The sequence below is a fragment of the Streptomyces sp. NPDC037421 genome (genome assembly GCF_055602105.1).
Genome location: NZ_JBVJWV010000003.1, coordinates 39,157 through 55,604, shown reverse-complemented (window position 1 = coordinate 55,604; position 16,448 = coordinate 39,157). Strand labels below are relative to the sequence as shown.

Annotated in this window: 5 protein-coding genes; 2 read left to right on the top strand and 3 right to left on the bottom strand. The window is 73.1% G+C overall.

Features of this window, described 5'->3' with window-relative positions:
• Nucleotide 1: 1 nt before the first annotated feature.
• The 3 genes from ACZ7IF_RS05760 to ACZ7IF_RS05750 are packed head-to-tail and all read right to left on the bottom strand — an operon-like array spanning nucleotide 2 to nucleotide 12,415.
• Nucleotides 2–5,629 carry a type I polyketide synthase gene (locus ACZ7IF_RS05760; protein WP_470963627.1) on the bottom strand — a complete coding sequence of 1,876 codons (5,628 nt, stop codon included), beginning with the start codon at nucleotides 5,627–5,629 and terminating at the stop codon, nucleotides 2–4.
• Nucleotides 5,622–9,272: a condensation domain-containing protein gene (locus tag ACZ7IF_RS05755; protein WP_470963624.1), complete on the bottom strand. Its 3,651-nt coding sequence runs from the start codon at nucleotides 9,270–9,272 to the stop codon at nucleotides 5,622–5,624. The genes ACZ7IF_RS05760 and ACZ7IF_RS05755 overlap by 8 nt, the downstream gene beginning before the upstream one ends.
• Complete coding sequence (locus tag ACZ7IF_RS05750; protein WP_470963622.1) at nucleotides 9,269–12,415, bottom strand: non-ribosomal peptide synthetase; 3,147 nt, start codon at nucleotides 12,413–12,415, stop codon at nucleotides 9,269–9,271. Before ACZ7IF_RS05750 ends, ACZ7IF_RS05755 begins: the two co-directional genes overlap by 4 nt.
• 319 nt (nucleotides 12,416–12,734) lie before the next feature.
• Between ACZ7IF_RS05750 and ACZ7IF_RS05745 the strand changes: the two genes are divergently transcribed.
• Together ACZ7IF_RS05745 and ACZ7IF_RS05740 are read left to right on the top strand one after the other, a co-directional pair.
• Entirely contained in the window at nucleotides 12,735–14,375 is a 1,641-nt protein-coding gene (locus ACZ7IF_RS05745; RefSeq protein WP_470963619.1) for a condensation domain-containing protein, read from the top strand.
• Nucleotides 14,376–14,507: 132 nt separating this feature from the next.
• Nucleotides 14,508–16,334, top strand: coding sequence for a hypothetical protein (locus ACZ7IF_RS05740; RefSeq protein ID WP_470963616.1), 1,827 nt, complete (start codon nucleotides 14,508–14,510; stop codon nucleotides 16,332–16,334).
• The last annotated feature ends 114 nt before the right edge of the window (nucleotides 16,335–16,448 follow it).

The following is a 16,448-nucleotide window of genomic DNA, read 5'->3' as shown; positions in this document are numbered from 1 at the left end:
CTCAGCGGGCTCCCCTCGTTCGGAGCTCCGCTGCGAGGGTGCGCAGCGTCGGGTTGTCGAACAGCGCCCCGATGCTCAGGTCGAGCGCGTAGTGCTTGCGGATGTGCAACATCAGCTCCACGGCGGTGAGCGAGTTGCCGCCGAGGTCGAAGAAGTTGTCGTCGGGCTGGATCGACTCCGTGCCCAGCGCGGCGTTCCACAGGTCCCGCAACCGCTCCTCGACCGCATCCGTGCCGGTGGGCTCGGCTGCCGAGGCCTGGACCGGGGCCGGGGACGGCACCGGGCGGGCGGGGGCAGGGCGGGGAGCGGAAGGGGAGGCCGGGGCCGAAGCCGCCGGCGCCGGCGGCGCCGCGCGCACGACGGCGACGGGCATGACGGGCACGGGCGCCGCAGGCGGAACCGGCATCGTCGGCACGGCGACCGGCATCGGCAGTCCGTCACGGAACGGTACGACCGTCACTTGACGTGGCGTCACGGAGTCGAGCAGGTCCAGGAGCAGCCGGACCCCGGTGTCGGGGTCGATGCCGGACTGCACGGCCAGCGCGCCGTCCTGCCGGACACCGGACGCCGCGAGCGGGACGTCCGCCGTGGCGGTCGGCCCGGCGGCGGTGGCTTCAGCGGCGGCGGACGATGCGGCGACGGCCGGCTCAGGGGCCCGGAGGAACGTGGCGTCCTCCACCCGGCGCATCGTGAAACCCTGGATCTCGGCGAGCACCGCGCCCTCCTCCGACAGCAGCGTCACGTCGGCGACGATCAGCCCGTCCGCGCTGTCCTGGCGCCGGATGTGGCTCAGCAGCCGGGCGGGCAGCGAGGCTGCGTGGACCGTCAAGGAGCGGTACATGAACGGCAGATGGAACGTGTCGCGCTCCGGGTCGCGGGCATGGGACGTCGCGCAGTCGAGCAGCGCGGGGTGCAGGGCGTGGTCAGCGGTCTCGTCCGCGAAGACCTCGGGCAGCGCCAGGCGGACCAGGTGCTCGGCGCGGTCGCCGGGGACGCTGTCGAGGGTGACGACGTTGTTCCAGCGCGGCCCGAGCGAGAAGAGCCGCTGCGGCTTCTTGCGGCCGGTGGCCGGGGGGCGCCGGACCGTGTGCCGGGCCCGCAGCGCTGCGAGGTCGAGGTCCGTTCCGCCCGCCCGCGGCACGTTCCCGGTGGCGCTGCCGGTGACGTGGACCTGCCTGCCGGCCGCGGCCAGCGAGGCCACGGTGAAGTGCCATTCGCCGTCGCCGGAGTCCGCCGGTTCCCAGGAGATCTCCACCTGGCAGCTCTCCTCCACGACCAGCGGCCGCAGGAAGACGACGTCCGTCAGGCGGACCGGGGCAGGCCGGCCGTCGAGGCACTCGGCCCGGAAGGCCCGGACGACCAGGTCGAGGTGCCCGGTGCCGGGCAGTACGGCCTTGCCGTCGATGCGGTGCTCGTCGAGCGCGGAGCACCGGGCCGGGGTCAGCTCGGTGCTCCAGACCCGTCGCGCGGTGGCGTCCGGCTGCGGCCGGCCGTCGCGGGCCGCCAGGGCGGGCACCGCCATGCCGACGGTGTTCCACGCGGGCCAGTTGACGCTCAGCATGCGGCAGCCGGGCAGCAGCGAGGTGCCGGTGAAGGCGTCCAGGAAGGCATTGGCCGCCGCGTAGTCACCACCGCCCTGCAGGCCTGCGACCGCGGCACGGCTGGAGAAGGAGACGAAGAAGTCGAGCTGCGGGCGGTCGGCGAACAAGCCGGCGAGTGCCACGGTGCCCTGCACCTTGGGTGCCAGGACCGCGCTCGTCTGCTCGCGGTCGCGAAATGCGAGCATCCCGTCACCCGCGACGCCGGCCAGGTGCAGCACCCCGGAGACCGGTCCGAAGCGGGCCACGGCGACGTCCGCGGCCCGGCGCAGCGACCGCGTGTCGGTCACGTCGCACGCGAAGACCCGGTACTCCGCGCCGGACGCGGTGAGTTCCTCCAGGTCGGCCACGAGGCGGGTGGTCCGCGCGTCGCCGGCGGCCAGCAGCCGGTCACGTTCTTCACCCTCGGGCAGGCCGTTGCGGCCCAGCAGCACCAGGCGCGGTCGCAGCCCGGTCCGGGCCAGGCCCTTGGCCACCTCCATGCCCAGTCCGCCGAGCCCCCCGGTGACCAGGTAGACGCCGCCGCGCCGCAGTCCGGGCCGGGTGCCGGGCACCGGGTGGTACTCCCGCTCGGTGCGGTGCCAGCGGCGGTCGCCGCGCAGGGCGACCACACCGGGGAGCTGCCACTCGCCCAGCTCGGCCACGAGGGCGTCCTCGCCGGTCCCGGCACCGATGTCCACCAGCTTGCACACCACGCGCTCGTCCTCCAGCGCCAGGGTGCGCAGCAGTCCGTGCGTCATGGCCTTGACCGGGTCCACCGGTTCCGCGCCCGAGACGTCCGCCGAGTTCTCGGTGAGCACCATGACGGCGGGCATCCCGGCGGCGCCGGCGTGCCGGGCCCCTTGCTGGGTGAGCGCGACCAGGCTGTGGAAGGCGTCGTCCAGCTGGCCGGGCACCGTGGCGGAGGTCGGGCGGGTCCAGGGGGCGAGGGTGAGGGCGTGCACCAGGACCCGGGGCCAGGTGCCACGGGCGGCCAGCGTGCGGAACATCCGCTCGAAGTCCTCCGCCGTTCCCGGGCGGACCCGGAATCCCGCACCGGTCTCCTCGTAGGCGTCACCCGGCTGGACGCGCGTGACGCGAAGTCCGGCCTGCTGCAGCGCGAGCGACATCTCCAGTGCCCGGCCGGGATCGGCGGGCAGCAGTGCCAGCGCCGGGACGTCCTTCGGCGGCCGGGGGGTCGCCCTGCGCGGTACGTCCGTCCACGACAGGGTGCCGAAAGGGGAACCGGCGGCCGGCGGCTGCCCGTCCCCGTCCGGGGCGGGCAGTCCGCCGGGCCGGTCCACCGGGGCTGCGGAGTCCGCCGGGCCGGTCCGGGGATGCTGCTCCTCGGTCGCGGGATCCGGGGCCGCCGTGCCGGCGCCGTCGCGCAGGGCGGGGGCGTCGGCCCAGTGCCGGGACAGCTGGTAGGGGTAGCCGGGAAGGGGGACGCGCCGGACGGGCTCGCACTGGCCGACGGCGTCCCAGTCCACCTCGTGGCCCTCGGTCCAGATGACCGCGAGCGCCTCCATGACGGAGCGCCAGTCGGCGCCGTCACCGTCACGGTCGTCCCGGCGACGCGGAAGGGTCGCGACCGCCGCGTGCCGGTCCTCGGCCATCTCCGGGTACCGGACGGCCAGCGAGGTCAGCGTGCGTCCCGGACCCACCTCCAGGAGCAGGTGGTCCCCGTCGCGGAGCAGCGCTTCCAGCGCCGGGCCGAAGTGGACCGGGGCTGCCACCTGGCGGGCCCAGAAGGCGGGCGTCACAGCCTCCTGCTCGGTGACGGTCCGCCCGGTGGCCGCGGAATGGATCGGCAGCTTCGGCGCGCGCAGTTCGACACCTTCGAAGGCGCGCTCGAACTCTGCGGCGGCCGCCTCCATCAGGGGAGTGTGGAAGGCGTGCGAGGTCCGCACCGGACGGCTCGCTATGCCTTCGCCGCGCAGGATCTCGGCGAAGGCCTCGAGCGCGGGCAGCGGTCCGGCGACCACCGTCTGCCGGGGGCCGTTGACGACCGCCACGGTCAGCTCCGCCGTCATCAGGCGCCGCACCGTGTCGACGGGCGCCGCCACCGCGGACATGCCGCCGGGCTCCGCCCGTTCCATCGCCCGCACCCGGGCCGCCACCAGCGCGGCGCCGTCGGCGAGGCTGAACACCTGCGCGACCGCGGCCGCCGCCAGTTCACCGATGCTGTGGCCCAGCAGCCCGCGGGGACGGACCCCCCAGGCCAGCCACATCCGGCTCAGCGCGTACTCGACGGCGAACAGCAGCGGCTGCGCGAACGCCGTGTCCTGCAGGTCGTCGTCGCTCTCGGCGGAACGCCACGCCTCGCGCACCGCCAGGCCGTGCCCGTCGAGGAGGTCGAGGCATTCGTCGAAGGCACGGGTGAACTCCCGCTCGGTGCCGTACAGGCCCCGGGCCATCCCCGCGTGCTGCGCGCCCTGTCCGGGCAGCAGGAACACGATGCCGCGGGGCACGGCGGCACCGGGCCCCAGAACCGGCTTCCGCCCGTCCAGTCCGGTCAGGGCCGCCGCGGCGGTGCCCGCGTCGGCGGCGACCACTGCCGCGCGGTGCAGGTGGGCGGTGCGGCCCGCCTGGAGGGTGGCGACGCTGTCGGCGAACGCGTCGTCGCCACCTGCCGCCAGGTGCCGGGCGAGCCGGTCGCGGTAGGCCTGCTCGGCCTGCGGGCTCTTGCCCGACCACACCACGAGCCGCTCGCGGCCGTCGAGTGCGGTCAGCGCGGGCATCGGCCCCTCCTCGACGATGGCGTGCACGTTCGTTCCTCCGATTCCCAGGGAGCTCACCCCTGCCAGCCGTGGCGCACCGGCCGCGCGCGGCCACGGGGTGAGCTCGGTGTTGACCCGGAACGGCGAACTCTCCAGCCCCAGCTTCGGGCTGGGCTCGGTGCAGTTGATGCTGGGCGGCAGTTGCTCGTTCTCCAGCGACAGCACCACCTTGATCAGCGCTGTCACCCCTGAGGCATGACCCAGGTGCCCGATGTTGCCCTTCACCGAACCGATCGCGCAGCTGCCCGGCTCCAACTCGCCGTCGGCCAGCCGCTGGTACGCCTGGGTGAGGGCGGCGACCTCGATGGGATCGCCGAGCGGGGTGCCGGTGGCGTGCGCCTCGACGTAGGAGACCTCGCCGGGAGCCACGCCCGCCATTTCCATGGCTTCCGCGATGACCGCGGACTGGCCGGTCACGCTGGGCGCGCTGAATCCGATCTTGCCCGAGCCGTCGTTGTTGACGGCGGTGCTGCGGATGACGGCCCGGATCGTGTCACCGGCCGCGAGGGCGTCGCCGAGCCGCTTGAGCACCACGACGCCCGCTCCGCTGCCGAAGATCGTGCCGTTGGCGTCCTTGTCGAAGGGGCGGCAGTGGCCGTCGGGTGTCATCGGGCTGCCGGGCGCCCACCAGTGCCCGTGCCCCAGGGGGAACTCCACGTCGGAGCCGCCGGCCAAGGCGATCTCGCATTCACCGTTGCGCAGCGCCTGCGCGGCCAGGTGCACCGTCAGCAGGGAGCTGGAACAGGCGGTCTGCACGGTCATGCTGGGGCCGCGGAAGTCGAACTTGTACGAGACCAGGGTGGCCGCGTAGTCCGAGTTGTTCAGCACGCCCACGGACATGCCCGACGCGCTGCGCACCGTGCTGTGGTCGGCACCGGCCAGCAGGTCGACGTACCGGTTGACGCCGACCGAGCCGAATACGCCGACGTCGCTGATGCGCTCCGGGTCATAGCCGGAGTTCTCCAGCGCGGCGTGCGCGGCCTCCAGGAAGATCCGGATCTGCGGGTCGGTCGACGTGGCGTCGCGCGGCGACAGGTCGAAGAACCGGGCGTCGAACCGGTCGACGTCGGGCGCCAGAGCGACCGCCTTGACGTAGCCGGGATCGTCCAGGGCCTCCGGCGGTACCCCGGCCGCCGCCAGCTCCTCGTCGGAGGGGAAGTGCACCGACTCCCGGCCCTCACGCAGGTTGCGCCAGAAGGCCTCGGTGTCACGGGCGCCGGGGAACCGCCCGGCGAGGCCGATCACGGCGATCGGCTCCAGCTGATCATTCATGGGTACTTCGCCCCTCAAGGTGGATGCGCCGGCGGATCGCCCTGCGGCGTTCCGCGGCGTCGTGCAGGTTGGCGGTCGTGGCACCGGCCGGGCGGTGCGGTGTTCGGGTCTCTCCGGTGCTCCGGTCGGAAAGGAAGCGCAGCAGGGACCGGGGACTCGCGTGGGTGAACAGGTCGGTGACGGTGAGCGGGCCGGGCAGCTCGCGCCGCAGCGACTCGTGCAGCCGCAACAGGGTGATCGAGTCGAGCCCGACGTCGAAGAAGTTCTCATCCGGGCCGACGTCCTGGCCGACGAGCTCCCGCAGCCGCCTGGCCAGGATCGCAGCGGCCGGGTCGTCGCCCTGCGGGGGTCCGGCGCGGCCGTCGGACGGCCCGTCAGCGGGCGCTCGGCTCGTCGGCGGGACCCGGGCGGCGGTCTCTTCCTGGAGCCCCGTGCTCGCGATCACCACCTTGTGGTTGGCGTCCATGCGCACGTCACCGGTCAGCGTGATCGACGAAGGTACGGCCAGCGGCGGCAGCCAGGCCGCCAGGTGGCGGCGCAGCCCGGCCACGGTCGGCGCGCTGCCGTCACGGGGCACCACCCACAAGGTGAGGACACCGTCGGGGGTCAGCGCCGCACCGGCGTCTCGGACGTCGGCATGGCGCCGGGCGGCACTTTCGACCTCCTCCAGCCCGACCCGGTAGCCGTTCACCGAGACCTGCCGGTCCGTGCGCCCCTCCACGTGCACCCGGCCCCACGGGTCGAGCCGGCCCAGGTCGCCCGTCCGGTAGGTGCCCGCGGCCGGGCCCGTCGTCCCGTCCGGCCGCGGTGCGAACCGCTCGCCGGGCCCGGTGCCGTCGAGGTAGCCGGTCGCCAGCAAGGGCCCGCGGACGAGGACCTCGCCCCGCTGTCCGACTCCGGCCGGGCTCCCGTCGGGTGCCAGGACGACCAGGTCGGCACCGGCCGCACCGGATCCCACCGGGAGGGCGGCCTCGGCGGGCAGTGCGGCAGCGACCGGGGCGTAGCGCGCGGCGACCAGGTGGGCGGAGGCGATCTGCGGTGTCTCGGTGGCTCCGTAGGCGTTGACGACGGCCGCCTGGGTGAAGGCCCGGACCCGGTGGGCCTGGCCCACGGTCAGCGGCGCTCCCCCGGACATGACCAGGCGCAGGGCGTCCAGGCGCAGCGCGGGCCGCTCCTCGTGGGCGGCCGCCAGGAGCTCCAGCAGGGCGGGGGTCGCGTGCAGCAGCGTCACCCCGCTGCCGTGCAGCAGGTCGAGGAAGCGTGCGGGGTCGGTGCGCACGTCGGCCGGCGGCAGCACGACCGCACCGCCCGCGCGCAACGGTACGAACAGATCGCGCAGTACCGGGTCGTGCCCCAGGCCCGACAGCAGCGCGGTGCGGTCCGCGGCCCGGGTGGCGTAGGTCCGGTCGTACCAGCTCAGCGCGGACTCCAGCGCCCCGCGCGGCACTTCCACCGCCGAGGGCGTGCCGGACGTGCCCGAGGTGAACAGCACATGGCTCGCACCGGGCAGTGTCCGGGCTCGCGCGGCCCCGGCCAGCAGCGTCGGCGGCCGGTCCGGGCCGCCGTCCAGCCGCAGTGTCCGCGCGGGCCGGACGATGTCGCGGCAGGCAGCCAGCCGCTGCTCCGGCAGAGTGCCGTCCAGCAGTGCGACGACGGCGCCCGCGTGCCACACGGCGAGCAGCGCCACCGGAAGCCACACGCCACGCACCGCCTCGACGGCGACCACGGCGTCCGGCTCCACGCCGTCGGCCACCAGCCGGGCGGCGAGCGTCGTCACCTGCCCGGCCAGCCAGCCGTACGGCAGGGCCGTGCCGTCGGCCGTCAGCAGCGCCGTCGCCGAGGGGTGCCGCGCGGCCGCGGCCAGCACCTGGCCGGCGAGACCGGGCTCCGGTGCGAGCCGGGTGCGGGCAGGCGATGGCCGCTGCTGGGGGACCCGGGCGGCACGGGAGCGCTCGGTGACCAGGCTGAGGTCGGCCAGCGGGACGTTCGCGTGTTCCAACACCTGGTCGAGCACGGCAGTGCACTGGTCGGCCAGCTCCTCGGCCACTTCGGCGGGGACCCGGTCCGTGGCGCGCACCAGATCCAGGCGGTAGGCCGGGCCGGTGCGGCGCAGGTAGAAATTGACGTCGAACAGCGCGGCGAAGCCGGGGACGTCCACCAGCGCGACATCCAGCCCGGTCATCGACGGCGCGGGCGCCACCTGACTGAGGTCGTTCACCCACACCTGGAAGAGCGGATTGCCCGTCGGCCGGGTCGGCACGCCCAGCGCCTCGACGATCGTGTCGAAGGTCGGCGTGCCGTGCTCCAGCGCCTCGACCTGGCGTTCCCTGACGTGCTGGAGGAACGCCGAGAAGCCGGCGTGACCATCCACGTCGATCCGCACCGGCAGGCTCTCGACGAGGAACCCGACCAAGGCGTCGTCGGCCGAGCTGCGCCGCCGCGAGGCGGGCATTCCCAGCACCACGCCGGAGCGCCCCGACCAGGCCGACAGCACGAAGGCCACACAGGCCAGGACGAGCACGGCAGGAGTGACCGCGTGCTCGCGGGTGAACGCCTCCATCTGCCGGGTGCGGTCCACGCCCAGGGGGCGTGGGTGTGTCTCCCCGGTGAAGGTGGGCCGGTCCGGGCTGGGCAGCCGGAACGGCAGGTCGCTGTCGCGCGGGGCGTCGGCCAACCGGTCGTGCCAGTACGCGAGATCGGCCTTCCAACGGGATCCGCCCACCGCGTCGGACTCGGTTTCGGCGTGGTCGGCGAAACGGGGGGCGGGCGGCAGCTGCGGGGGTTCGTCGTGCGACCTGGCGTTGTACGCGGCCGCCAGGTCGGCCAGCAGCAGGTCGAGCGTGTGCTGGTCGGAGATCATGTGGTGCAGGGACAGGACCAGGACGCTTTCGTCGACCGTCCGCGAGCGCAGCAGCGCCGCGTGCCACAAGGGAGCGCCGGTCATGGCGATGGGGCGCTCGGCGGTCTCCCGTACGAATGCCGCGACAGCGCTTTCCAAGGGGCCCTGAATGGTGCGTACGCGCAGATCGGGACGGACGGCGTCCGCGTAGACCAGTGAGGGTTCGCCATCGGTGACGCCCGTCGGCACGTCGACCGACGCGCGCAGGGCGTCGTGCCGGGCGGTGAGGTCGGCGAGCGCTGCCCGCAGCGCGGGCAGGCTGAGGTGCCCGCGCAGCCGCAGCGCGGTGACCACGTTGTACGCGGCGGAGTGCGGGTGCAGGCGGCTGAGCATCCACATCCGGCGCTGCGCGGGCGCCAGCCGGGACCGGGACCGGCCGGAGGCGGGGGGCGAGAGGGGCCGGCCGGCCTCGGCCGCCGGGCCGGGTTCGGCCGGCCCGGCAGTGACGAGCTCGCGCAGTCGGGCCAGCGAGCCGTTGTCGCGCAGCAACAAGGTGAGGGGGATCTCCACGCCGAAGTGCTCGCGCACCCGTGCCTTGAGCCGGACGGCCACCCACGAGGTGCCGCCGTTGCTGATGAAGCCCGTTTCGTCCCCGTATGCTCCGGGCGGTAGTTCCAGCAGCTCCCACCACAGCCCGGCCAGCACGTCGGCAGCCGGTTTGCCGGTGCCGGTGGTCCTCGGGGCGGAGGCCGTCGCCATCGGCGCCGGCGGCGCGCTCTTGCGTGCGGTCTTCTTCCTGCTCACGCCGCGCCACCTCCCGCCGGCGCCGACCGGGCGGTGCGGCGGGCGACAAGACGGGCCGCGAGCGCGGAGGGCGTCGGCGCGCCGAAGACGTCGGCCAGCTTGACCTGGGTCTCGGTCACTTTTTCGATCCGCCGTACGAGGCGGGCCGCGAGCAGTGAATGGCCGCCGCTCACGAAGAAGTTGGTGTCGGCGGTGACGTCCTCCCGTTTCAGGAACTCGCCCCACAGCGCCACCAGCTGCCCGGCCAGCGTGTCACCGCTCCGCGCGGTGCCCGCCTCCTTGCCGTCCGCGGGTCCGGAGGGGGTCCCGGCCGCGGCATCGGGCACGGACGCGCGCCGGGCCCGGCGGACCAGGGCCGTCTCGGTCAGCGCCCGGTAGTCGACCTTGCCGTTGGGCGTGGTGGGCAGGCCGCTCACCGGCACCACATCGTTGGGGACGAACGAGGCGGGCAGGACGGCACGCGCGTGGGCCCAGGCATCCGGGACGATCTCCTCGCCACGTGCGGTGTGGACGAAGAGCACCAGCCGCCCGTCGGCCGTCGGGTCGCCCGCGATCACCGCGGCCGCCGCGGAGACTCCGGGGCATCCCGCCATGGCGGCCTCCACCTCGCCCAGTTCGATCCGGTTGCCCCGGAGCTTCACCTGGCGGTCGGCACGGCCCAAGATCTCCAGCGTGCCGTCGTGCCGCCACCGGGCGAGGTCGCCCGTGCGGTAGTGGCGGCCGAAGCGCGGGTGGTCACGGAACCGGTCCGCCGTCAGCTTCGCGTCCCGGTAGCCGAGGCCCACGCCGTCCCCCGCGACGCACAGTTCGCCGCGCAGGCCCAGGGGCAGTTCGCGCCCGTCGGGGTCGGAGACGAAGACGGTGGTGTTGGCGATCGGGGTCCCGATGCCCACCGCACCCGTCGGCCGCGCGCGCACCTCGGCGGCGGTCGACCAGATGGTCGTCTCCGTCGGCCCGTAGACGTTGTGCAACCGGCAGCCGGTGTCCAGCAGCCGGCCCGCGAGGGCCTCAGGCATCGCCTCGCCGCCGCACAGCACGTGCCGCCCGGCGAGGCGGCCGCCCGCCTCGTCCACCACGAGCCGCCAGGTGGTCGGGGTGGCCTGGATGACACGGACGTCGTGCCGTTCGACGAGCCCGAAGAGAACGGAGGCGTCGGTGCGGGCCTCGTCCGGTGCGACCACGACCCGCCCGCCGCACGAGAGCGGCAGGAAGAGTTCGAGCGCGGAGATGTCGAAGGCGAACGTCGTGAGCCACAGAACGGCCTCGCCCGGAGCCGCCGACACGGTCCGCGCGAAATGCCCGACGACGTTGGCGAGGTTGGCGTGGCTGAGTTCGACGCCCTTGGGCCTGCCGGTGCTGCCGGAGGTGTAGATCAGGTAGGCGCGCTCCCCGGGCGTGGGCACGGTCCCCAGGCCCTCCAGCGGGCCGTCCGGTCCTGACTCGGCAAAAGGAAGGACAGCGCACGGCCCACTGATCCAGTCCCACCCGCCACGTCCCAGGAGCACCTTGGCACCGGAGTCCTCCAGCTGGTAGGCCAGCCGTTCACGGGGATGCGCCGGGTCCAGCGGCAGGTAGGACGCCCCTGCCAGCCACACCCCGAGCACCGCTGCGGCCAGCGCGGCGCCGCGTGTGGCCTCGACCGCCACCACGTCTCCCGGGAGCACGCCCGCCGCGCCGAGGGCCGCACGGGTGGCCGCGGCCGTACGCCACAGCCGGCCGTACGTGACGTCCTGCCCGCCGTCCACGACGGCCACCGCACCGGGCTGCTCCGCCGCTCGCGCGGCGATCGCCGCCAGCACGTTGGCCGGAGCGACGGCCCGCTCCGTACGGTTCGCACCCTCCAGCACCGCGCGGTCCCGCCCGCTGGACAGCGGGAGGTCGCCCATCGGCCGGTCCAGCTCCAGGCCCACGGCCAGGATCAGTTCCTCGTAACGCTCCAGCAGCGACCGGACGTCCGCGGCCGTGTGGATCTCCGTGCTGTACACGGCCTTGACACGCGTCCCCTTGGGCGACGGCGACACGAGGAACTCCAGGTCGAACCGGCTGTACCCACGGTCCACGTCCAGCGTGCGAGCGGGCTGCCCGCCGACGGTCAGGCCGTCCCCGCCGTCGTCGGGCATGTAGTTGAACATGTGCCGGAACAGCACGCCGCGCCACGAGGCGTCCTGGCGCGGGATGCCGGGCAGGACGAGATCGACCGGCATGTCGGCTCGTGCGACAGCGCCCAGGAACACGTCCTGCGTCGTGTGGACGAGTGCTCGGAAGGTGTCACCGAGGTCCACCCGCACCCGGCAGGCCAGCGTGTTGACGTGATAGCCGATGCGGTCGCGCGCCTTGGCGCCCCGTATGTCCACCGGCGTGCCCACCACCAGGTCGGGTCCGGCACCGTGCCGGGCGAGCAGCAGGTAGTACGCCGCGAACAGCACGCTGCTCTCGGTCGCCTTCAGCTCCTTGCGCAGCCGGCGCACCACCGACCGCGCCTCGCTGGAGAGTTCGTGCACGATGCGCGCTCCGGCCAGGGTCGGCGCGTCCGGCTCGAGACGGCCGCACCACAGCTCCATGCGGGCCGGGTCCGCACCCGACAGGTGCCGGCGCCAGTACGCGGCGCTGGCGGCGGTGGGCTCCGGTTCCACCAGGACCGGCACTTCGCGCAGCAACTCGGGCGCGGGCGCGGCGTCGACGGCCAGGGCGCCGTACAGCGCGGCGAACTCGGCGAGCACCACATTGGCGGAGCGTCCGTCGAAGACGACGTGGTGCACGACGAAGCAGAACACGTCACCGGTCTCGCACAGCAGATGCGCGGCACGCACCAGCGGCTGCCCCTCCAGTGCGAAGGGCGTCGCGGCGAACGCCTTGATGTCCTCTTCGAGGCTCTGCGGAGTCGACCGGATCACTTCGACAGCGATCTCCACGTCATCGGGCGGAAGGACTTCCTTGCGCAACGCGCCCTGCTGACCGGACTGCCGCGTGTGGAACACGGTGCGCAGCACTTGGTGCCGCCGCATCAGAGCGTCGACCGTCTGCTGAAGGGACCACCACCGCAGCCGGCCCGTCACCTGGACCGCCAACGGCACATTGTTGATTCCACTCTCCTGCATGATCTCGTGCAGGAGCCACAGCGCATTTTCCTTGGCGGAAGCCATTACGGAACCATTTTCGTCCGCGTTCCCGCTGTCGGGATCCAGCACCTTCACCGTCGCCACCAACCGTCCTGGAAAATTCGATCGCTGGCGAGCCTAGGTTCTCCCCCACGGCACGGGAAGTGACCGGAGGGGCACATCAAAGGGCACCTTCAGCTGCCCTGCCGCAACCGCCTCACCTGCCTTTTCCGCGAGGTGTTCACGCACCGACCGCTTCCCTTCCGTACCTGTCGGCCGGCGATCCGCCGCAAGAGAATCCATGGATGACCCGCGTCACCCAAACCCCGCGGCAGTGGCAGGTCGGGCAGGAGAAGGCATAGCGATGGACCATCTCAAACTGGTGTGCGCAGTCAGCGCCGCCGTACTCGGTACGAACAACCTGGATCCGAACGCCAATTTCTTCGCGCTCGGCGGGAGTTCGCTCAAGGCAGCGAGGGTCTGTCTCAGACTGCGTCGCGAACTGGAGATACCCGTTCCGCTGGAAATCCTGTTCCGGAATCCCGTGCTGAAGGATTTCGCGGTGGTGCTGGCAGAATTGACGGACCGTGAGTCCGCGCCCACGCCGGATTCCGGACCGCGCCCGGCCGCCGCCGGGATCCGCCCCGGCGAGCCCCTTCCGGTGACCCCCTCGCAGCAGCGGTCGCTGGAACGCGACCTGGCCCACCGGACGCTCGGCGCGAAGCCCCACGTGCGCACCGTGCCGTGGTGCGTCTCGCTGAACGGTCCCGTCGACGAGCACCGGCTCACCACCGCCCTCGCCGCCCTGGCGGCCCGGCACGACGCACTGCGCACGGTGTTCACCATGCGGGACGGGGTGGGTGAGGCGACGGTCCTGCTGACGGGTGATGTCCCCCTCCGGTCGCACGACCTCTCCGGTCTCCCGGAGCAGGACCGACTGCCCCGGGCTCTGGCCCTGGCCGCCGAGTTCTCCGGCCTCCCGTTCGACCCGCGCGAACTGCCCCGGCTGCGCGCCGCGCTCTACCGGTTCACCCCGGACCGGTCGGTGCTCCTGCTGGTCAGCGACCACAGCATCTCCGACGGACGCTCAGCGGAGATCCTCGGCACGGAACTGGCCCGCCTCTACACCCGGGGGGCGACCGGCGACACCTGCGAACTCCCTCCGGTGGCCGTCCAGTTCTCCGACTGGGTGAGCCGACGGCACGGGCCGGAAGGCCTGCGGCAGCTGCGCGCCCGGCTCCTGCCCTACTGGCTGCCCGAGGTCACCGCGAACCGCTTCTTCCCGCAGCTCCACCTGCCGAACGCCCGGCCGTCGGCAGAACCGGCTGCCGACGGCGTCCGTCATCACAGCCTGGTCCCGGCCGGCACGGCCGACGCCATGCAGGAGTACGCACGACAGCACGACACCACGCTCTTCACGGTCCATGCCGCGACCTTCGTCGCGCATCTGCACACCGTGACGGGCGAACACGACCTCACGATCTGTGCTCCCGACGACCTGCGCGGAACGGACGACCTGGAGCACACGGTCGGCTGGCTCTCCACCACCGTGGCCCTCCGCTTCCGGTTGCCCGAGCGTCCCACTTTCGACGATGTCGTCGCGGAGACCCGTCGCGTCCTGCTGGGCGCCATGGACCACCGCGGACCCGGCTACCGCGACGTCCTGGACGCCAGCGGCGTCCCGCAGCAGGGCCCGCCCACCGTCATCTTCTTCGAGTACACCGAGGCCGACGACAGCGACGACGCGCCCCTGCTCTTCGCCGGTACTCCCGCCACCCGCCTGCCGCTCCCGCTCGCCGGGACGACCCCCGGGCTGTCCCTGTGGTCCCGCCGCACCGCCGAAGGCCTGGCGACGACGGTCGTCCACGCCGCCAACCACCTGGACGCACCGGCCATGGAGGACTTCCTCGCCGGCTGGCGCGCTCTGACGAGCCACGTGCTCAGCGCCTCCCACCTGCCGGTCGTCGAGGTGGCCCGACGGTCCGGCGAGGGGCGGACGGCATAGGCGCGGCGCGGCAGCCGACGGCCTCCAGAAGCCGGGCGGCTCCCCCCGCCACGGGCCCCACTCCTTCCAGATCCTCGCCCGCCGTCCCAAGGCCCGGCGTGGCGTCCCACCCTCTCTACGAAAGGCGTCCCAATGACCACCTACCCGCAGGAGACCTCCCTCTCCTCCCGTGCACAACGAGCCGACGGAGTACGGCTCGCGCGCTTCACCCTGCAGGACCTGCCCACGCTGGACTTCGCCGCACCGATCGTTCCCGAGCTGGTGCCACTCGACGAGCTGCCCGCGCCCTGGGCCTACAAGCGCTTCCGTGACCTGGAGGGCAAGGAAGCCTTCCGGGGCCTCCTTCTCCAGGAGCTCGACAGTGCCTTCGAGGCACTGGACCGCGACGCCGCGGCCGAGACGAGCGCCGGCCTTCGCGACCTGCTCGGCCAGCTGACGGACAAGGGCGCGGTGGTGCTCGCGGACATCGTGGCCACCATGGACTTCTTGTCGTTGGTCGAGCGCTACGACGAGATCATGAGCCGGGAGGGCAGCGGCAGCTTCATCCACCGCTTCGTCGACCTGCGCAGGACCGTCGGACTGCTCACCGACCCCGAGGTCAACCAGCCGCTGCTGCACCCGCTGATGGTCGCCCTCATCGCCTACGCCGTCGGCGGGCCGGTGCGGATCGTCGACGCCCGGGCCAAGGACGCCGAGCCGTTGTCGGTTCTGGCGCAGGACAACATGCTCCACATCGACAACACCCCCTTCAACGACGAGTACAAGATCCTCGTCACCTGGCGGCGCGGGACGGCGGAGGGCCCGGCGGGCCAGAACTTCACGTTCCTGCCCGGCACCCACAAGCTGGCCCGCACCTGTCTGGCCAACGGCGAAGGCGTCCCGTGGTCGAGTGAGAACGCTTCGATCTTCACCACCCCGGACAGCATCCGCAAGGTCTTCGCCGCCCAGAAGCGCCTCAACGGCGAGGCCGAGCCGACCGTCGTCGAGGTCACCGACCCCGACCGGCCGCTCAGCAGTGTGTTCGCCGCGGGCTCCTTGGTGCACCACCGCTTCCGGACCGCGACCGGAAAGGCCCGCAGCTGCGTCATCATCGCCTTCCACCGGGTGGCCGACAACCCCGGCCGCCTGGTGAGCGACGTCGAGGACACCGCGGATGCCTCGTTGAGCGAGCTGCTGACCTGCGGCACCCCTGACGAGGCGTACGAGCGGCGGTTCCTCGCGAGCCTCCAGGCGTCGGCCGGTGACATCGCCGAACTGCTGACGAAGTGGCGCAACGCTCCGGAACAGCCTGTTCCGCTGCCGCTGCACGAGCAGACGCTCAGCGGACCGCGCTTCGAGGAGTGGATGACGGCCGCCACCGAGGCGCCGAAGGTGCAGGAGATCAGGGGCCGCGAGCAGGTGATCCCCTTCGGTGACATCCTGCTCCGTGAGGAGTTCTTCGACCTGGTCTGGCGCCTGATGCGGTTCGACAAGCACGGCCCGCTGGACCTGATCCTCCACCACGACAACCACGAGGAGCCGCGCAAGTGGGCGCGCAACCTCATTCGTGAGGCCTCTGCGGACCGCCTCCGGGAGCGACTCGCGGGCTGGAGCGACGGCCTTGAGCAGCCGCGGCCGTCGGACGCCCTCCAGGCGCGGCAGGTCCACGACCTGGCGATGCGGGCCCTCGACCTGACGACCCTGGACGGCACCCAGCAGCCGCCCGCCGACTGGCAGAACGATCTGGCCGGGATGAGCCCCGCCATCGCCGGACGCTCGGTGACCCAGCTGATCAAGGACCTGGCCGAGTCCGTACTGCGCTGCGAGGACCTGCCGGCCTACCTCTCGACATGCCTGTTCGTCTTCTGGGCGGTGGACTCCGCCTACAGCCTGGACGGCAGGCGGGACACCGAAACCCGAGAGATCGCGGGCCGGCTTCTGCGGCACTACGTGCTGCTGTCCCTCACCTCGGCCGAGTAGACGGTGTGCTGGCCCGCACGGTTCCCGTGCGGGCCAACACACCAACCCCCCACCCGCCGGGGGCCCTGCGTCTGGCGCCCCCAACCACACGGGACCCTCCCTCCTCTAACGTAA

Bases quoted from the DNA above. Each gene is read 5' to 3' on its own strand.
- ACZ7IF_RS05760 (WP_470963627.1), bottom strand. From the start codon at position 5,629: ATGAATGATCAGCTGGAGCCGATCGCCGTGATCGGCCTCGCCGGGCGG.
- ACZ7IF_RS05750 (WP_470963622.1), bottom strand. From the start codon at position 12,415: ATGGCTTCCGCCAAGGAAAATGCGCTGTGGCTCCTGCACGAGATCATG.
- ACZ7IF_RS05745 (WP_470963619.1), top strand. From the start codon at position 12,735: ATGGACCATCTCAAACTGGTGTGCGCAGTCAGCGCCGCCGTACTCGGT.
- ACZ7IF_RS05740 (WP_470963616.1), top strand. From the start codon at position 14,508: ATGACCACCTACCCGCAGGAGACCTCCCTCTCCTCCCGTGCACAACGA.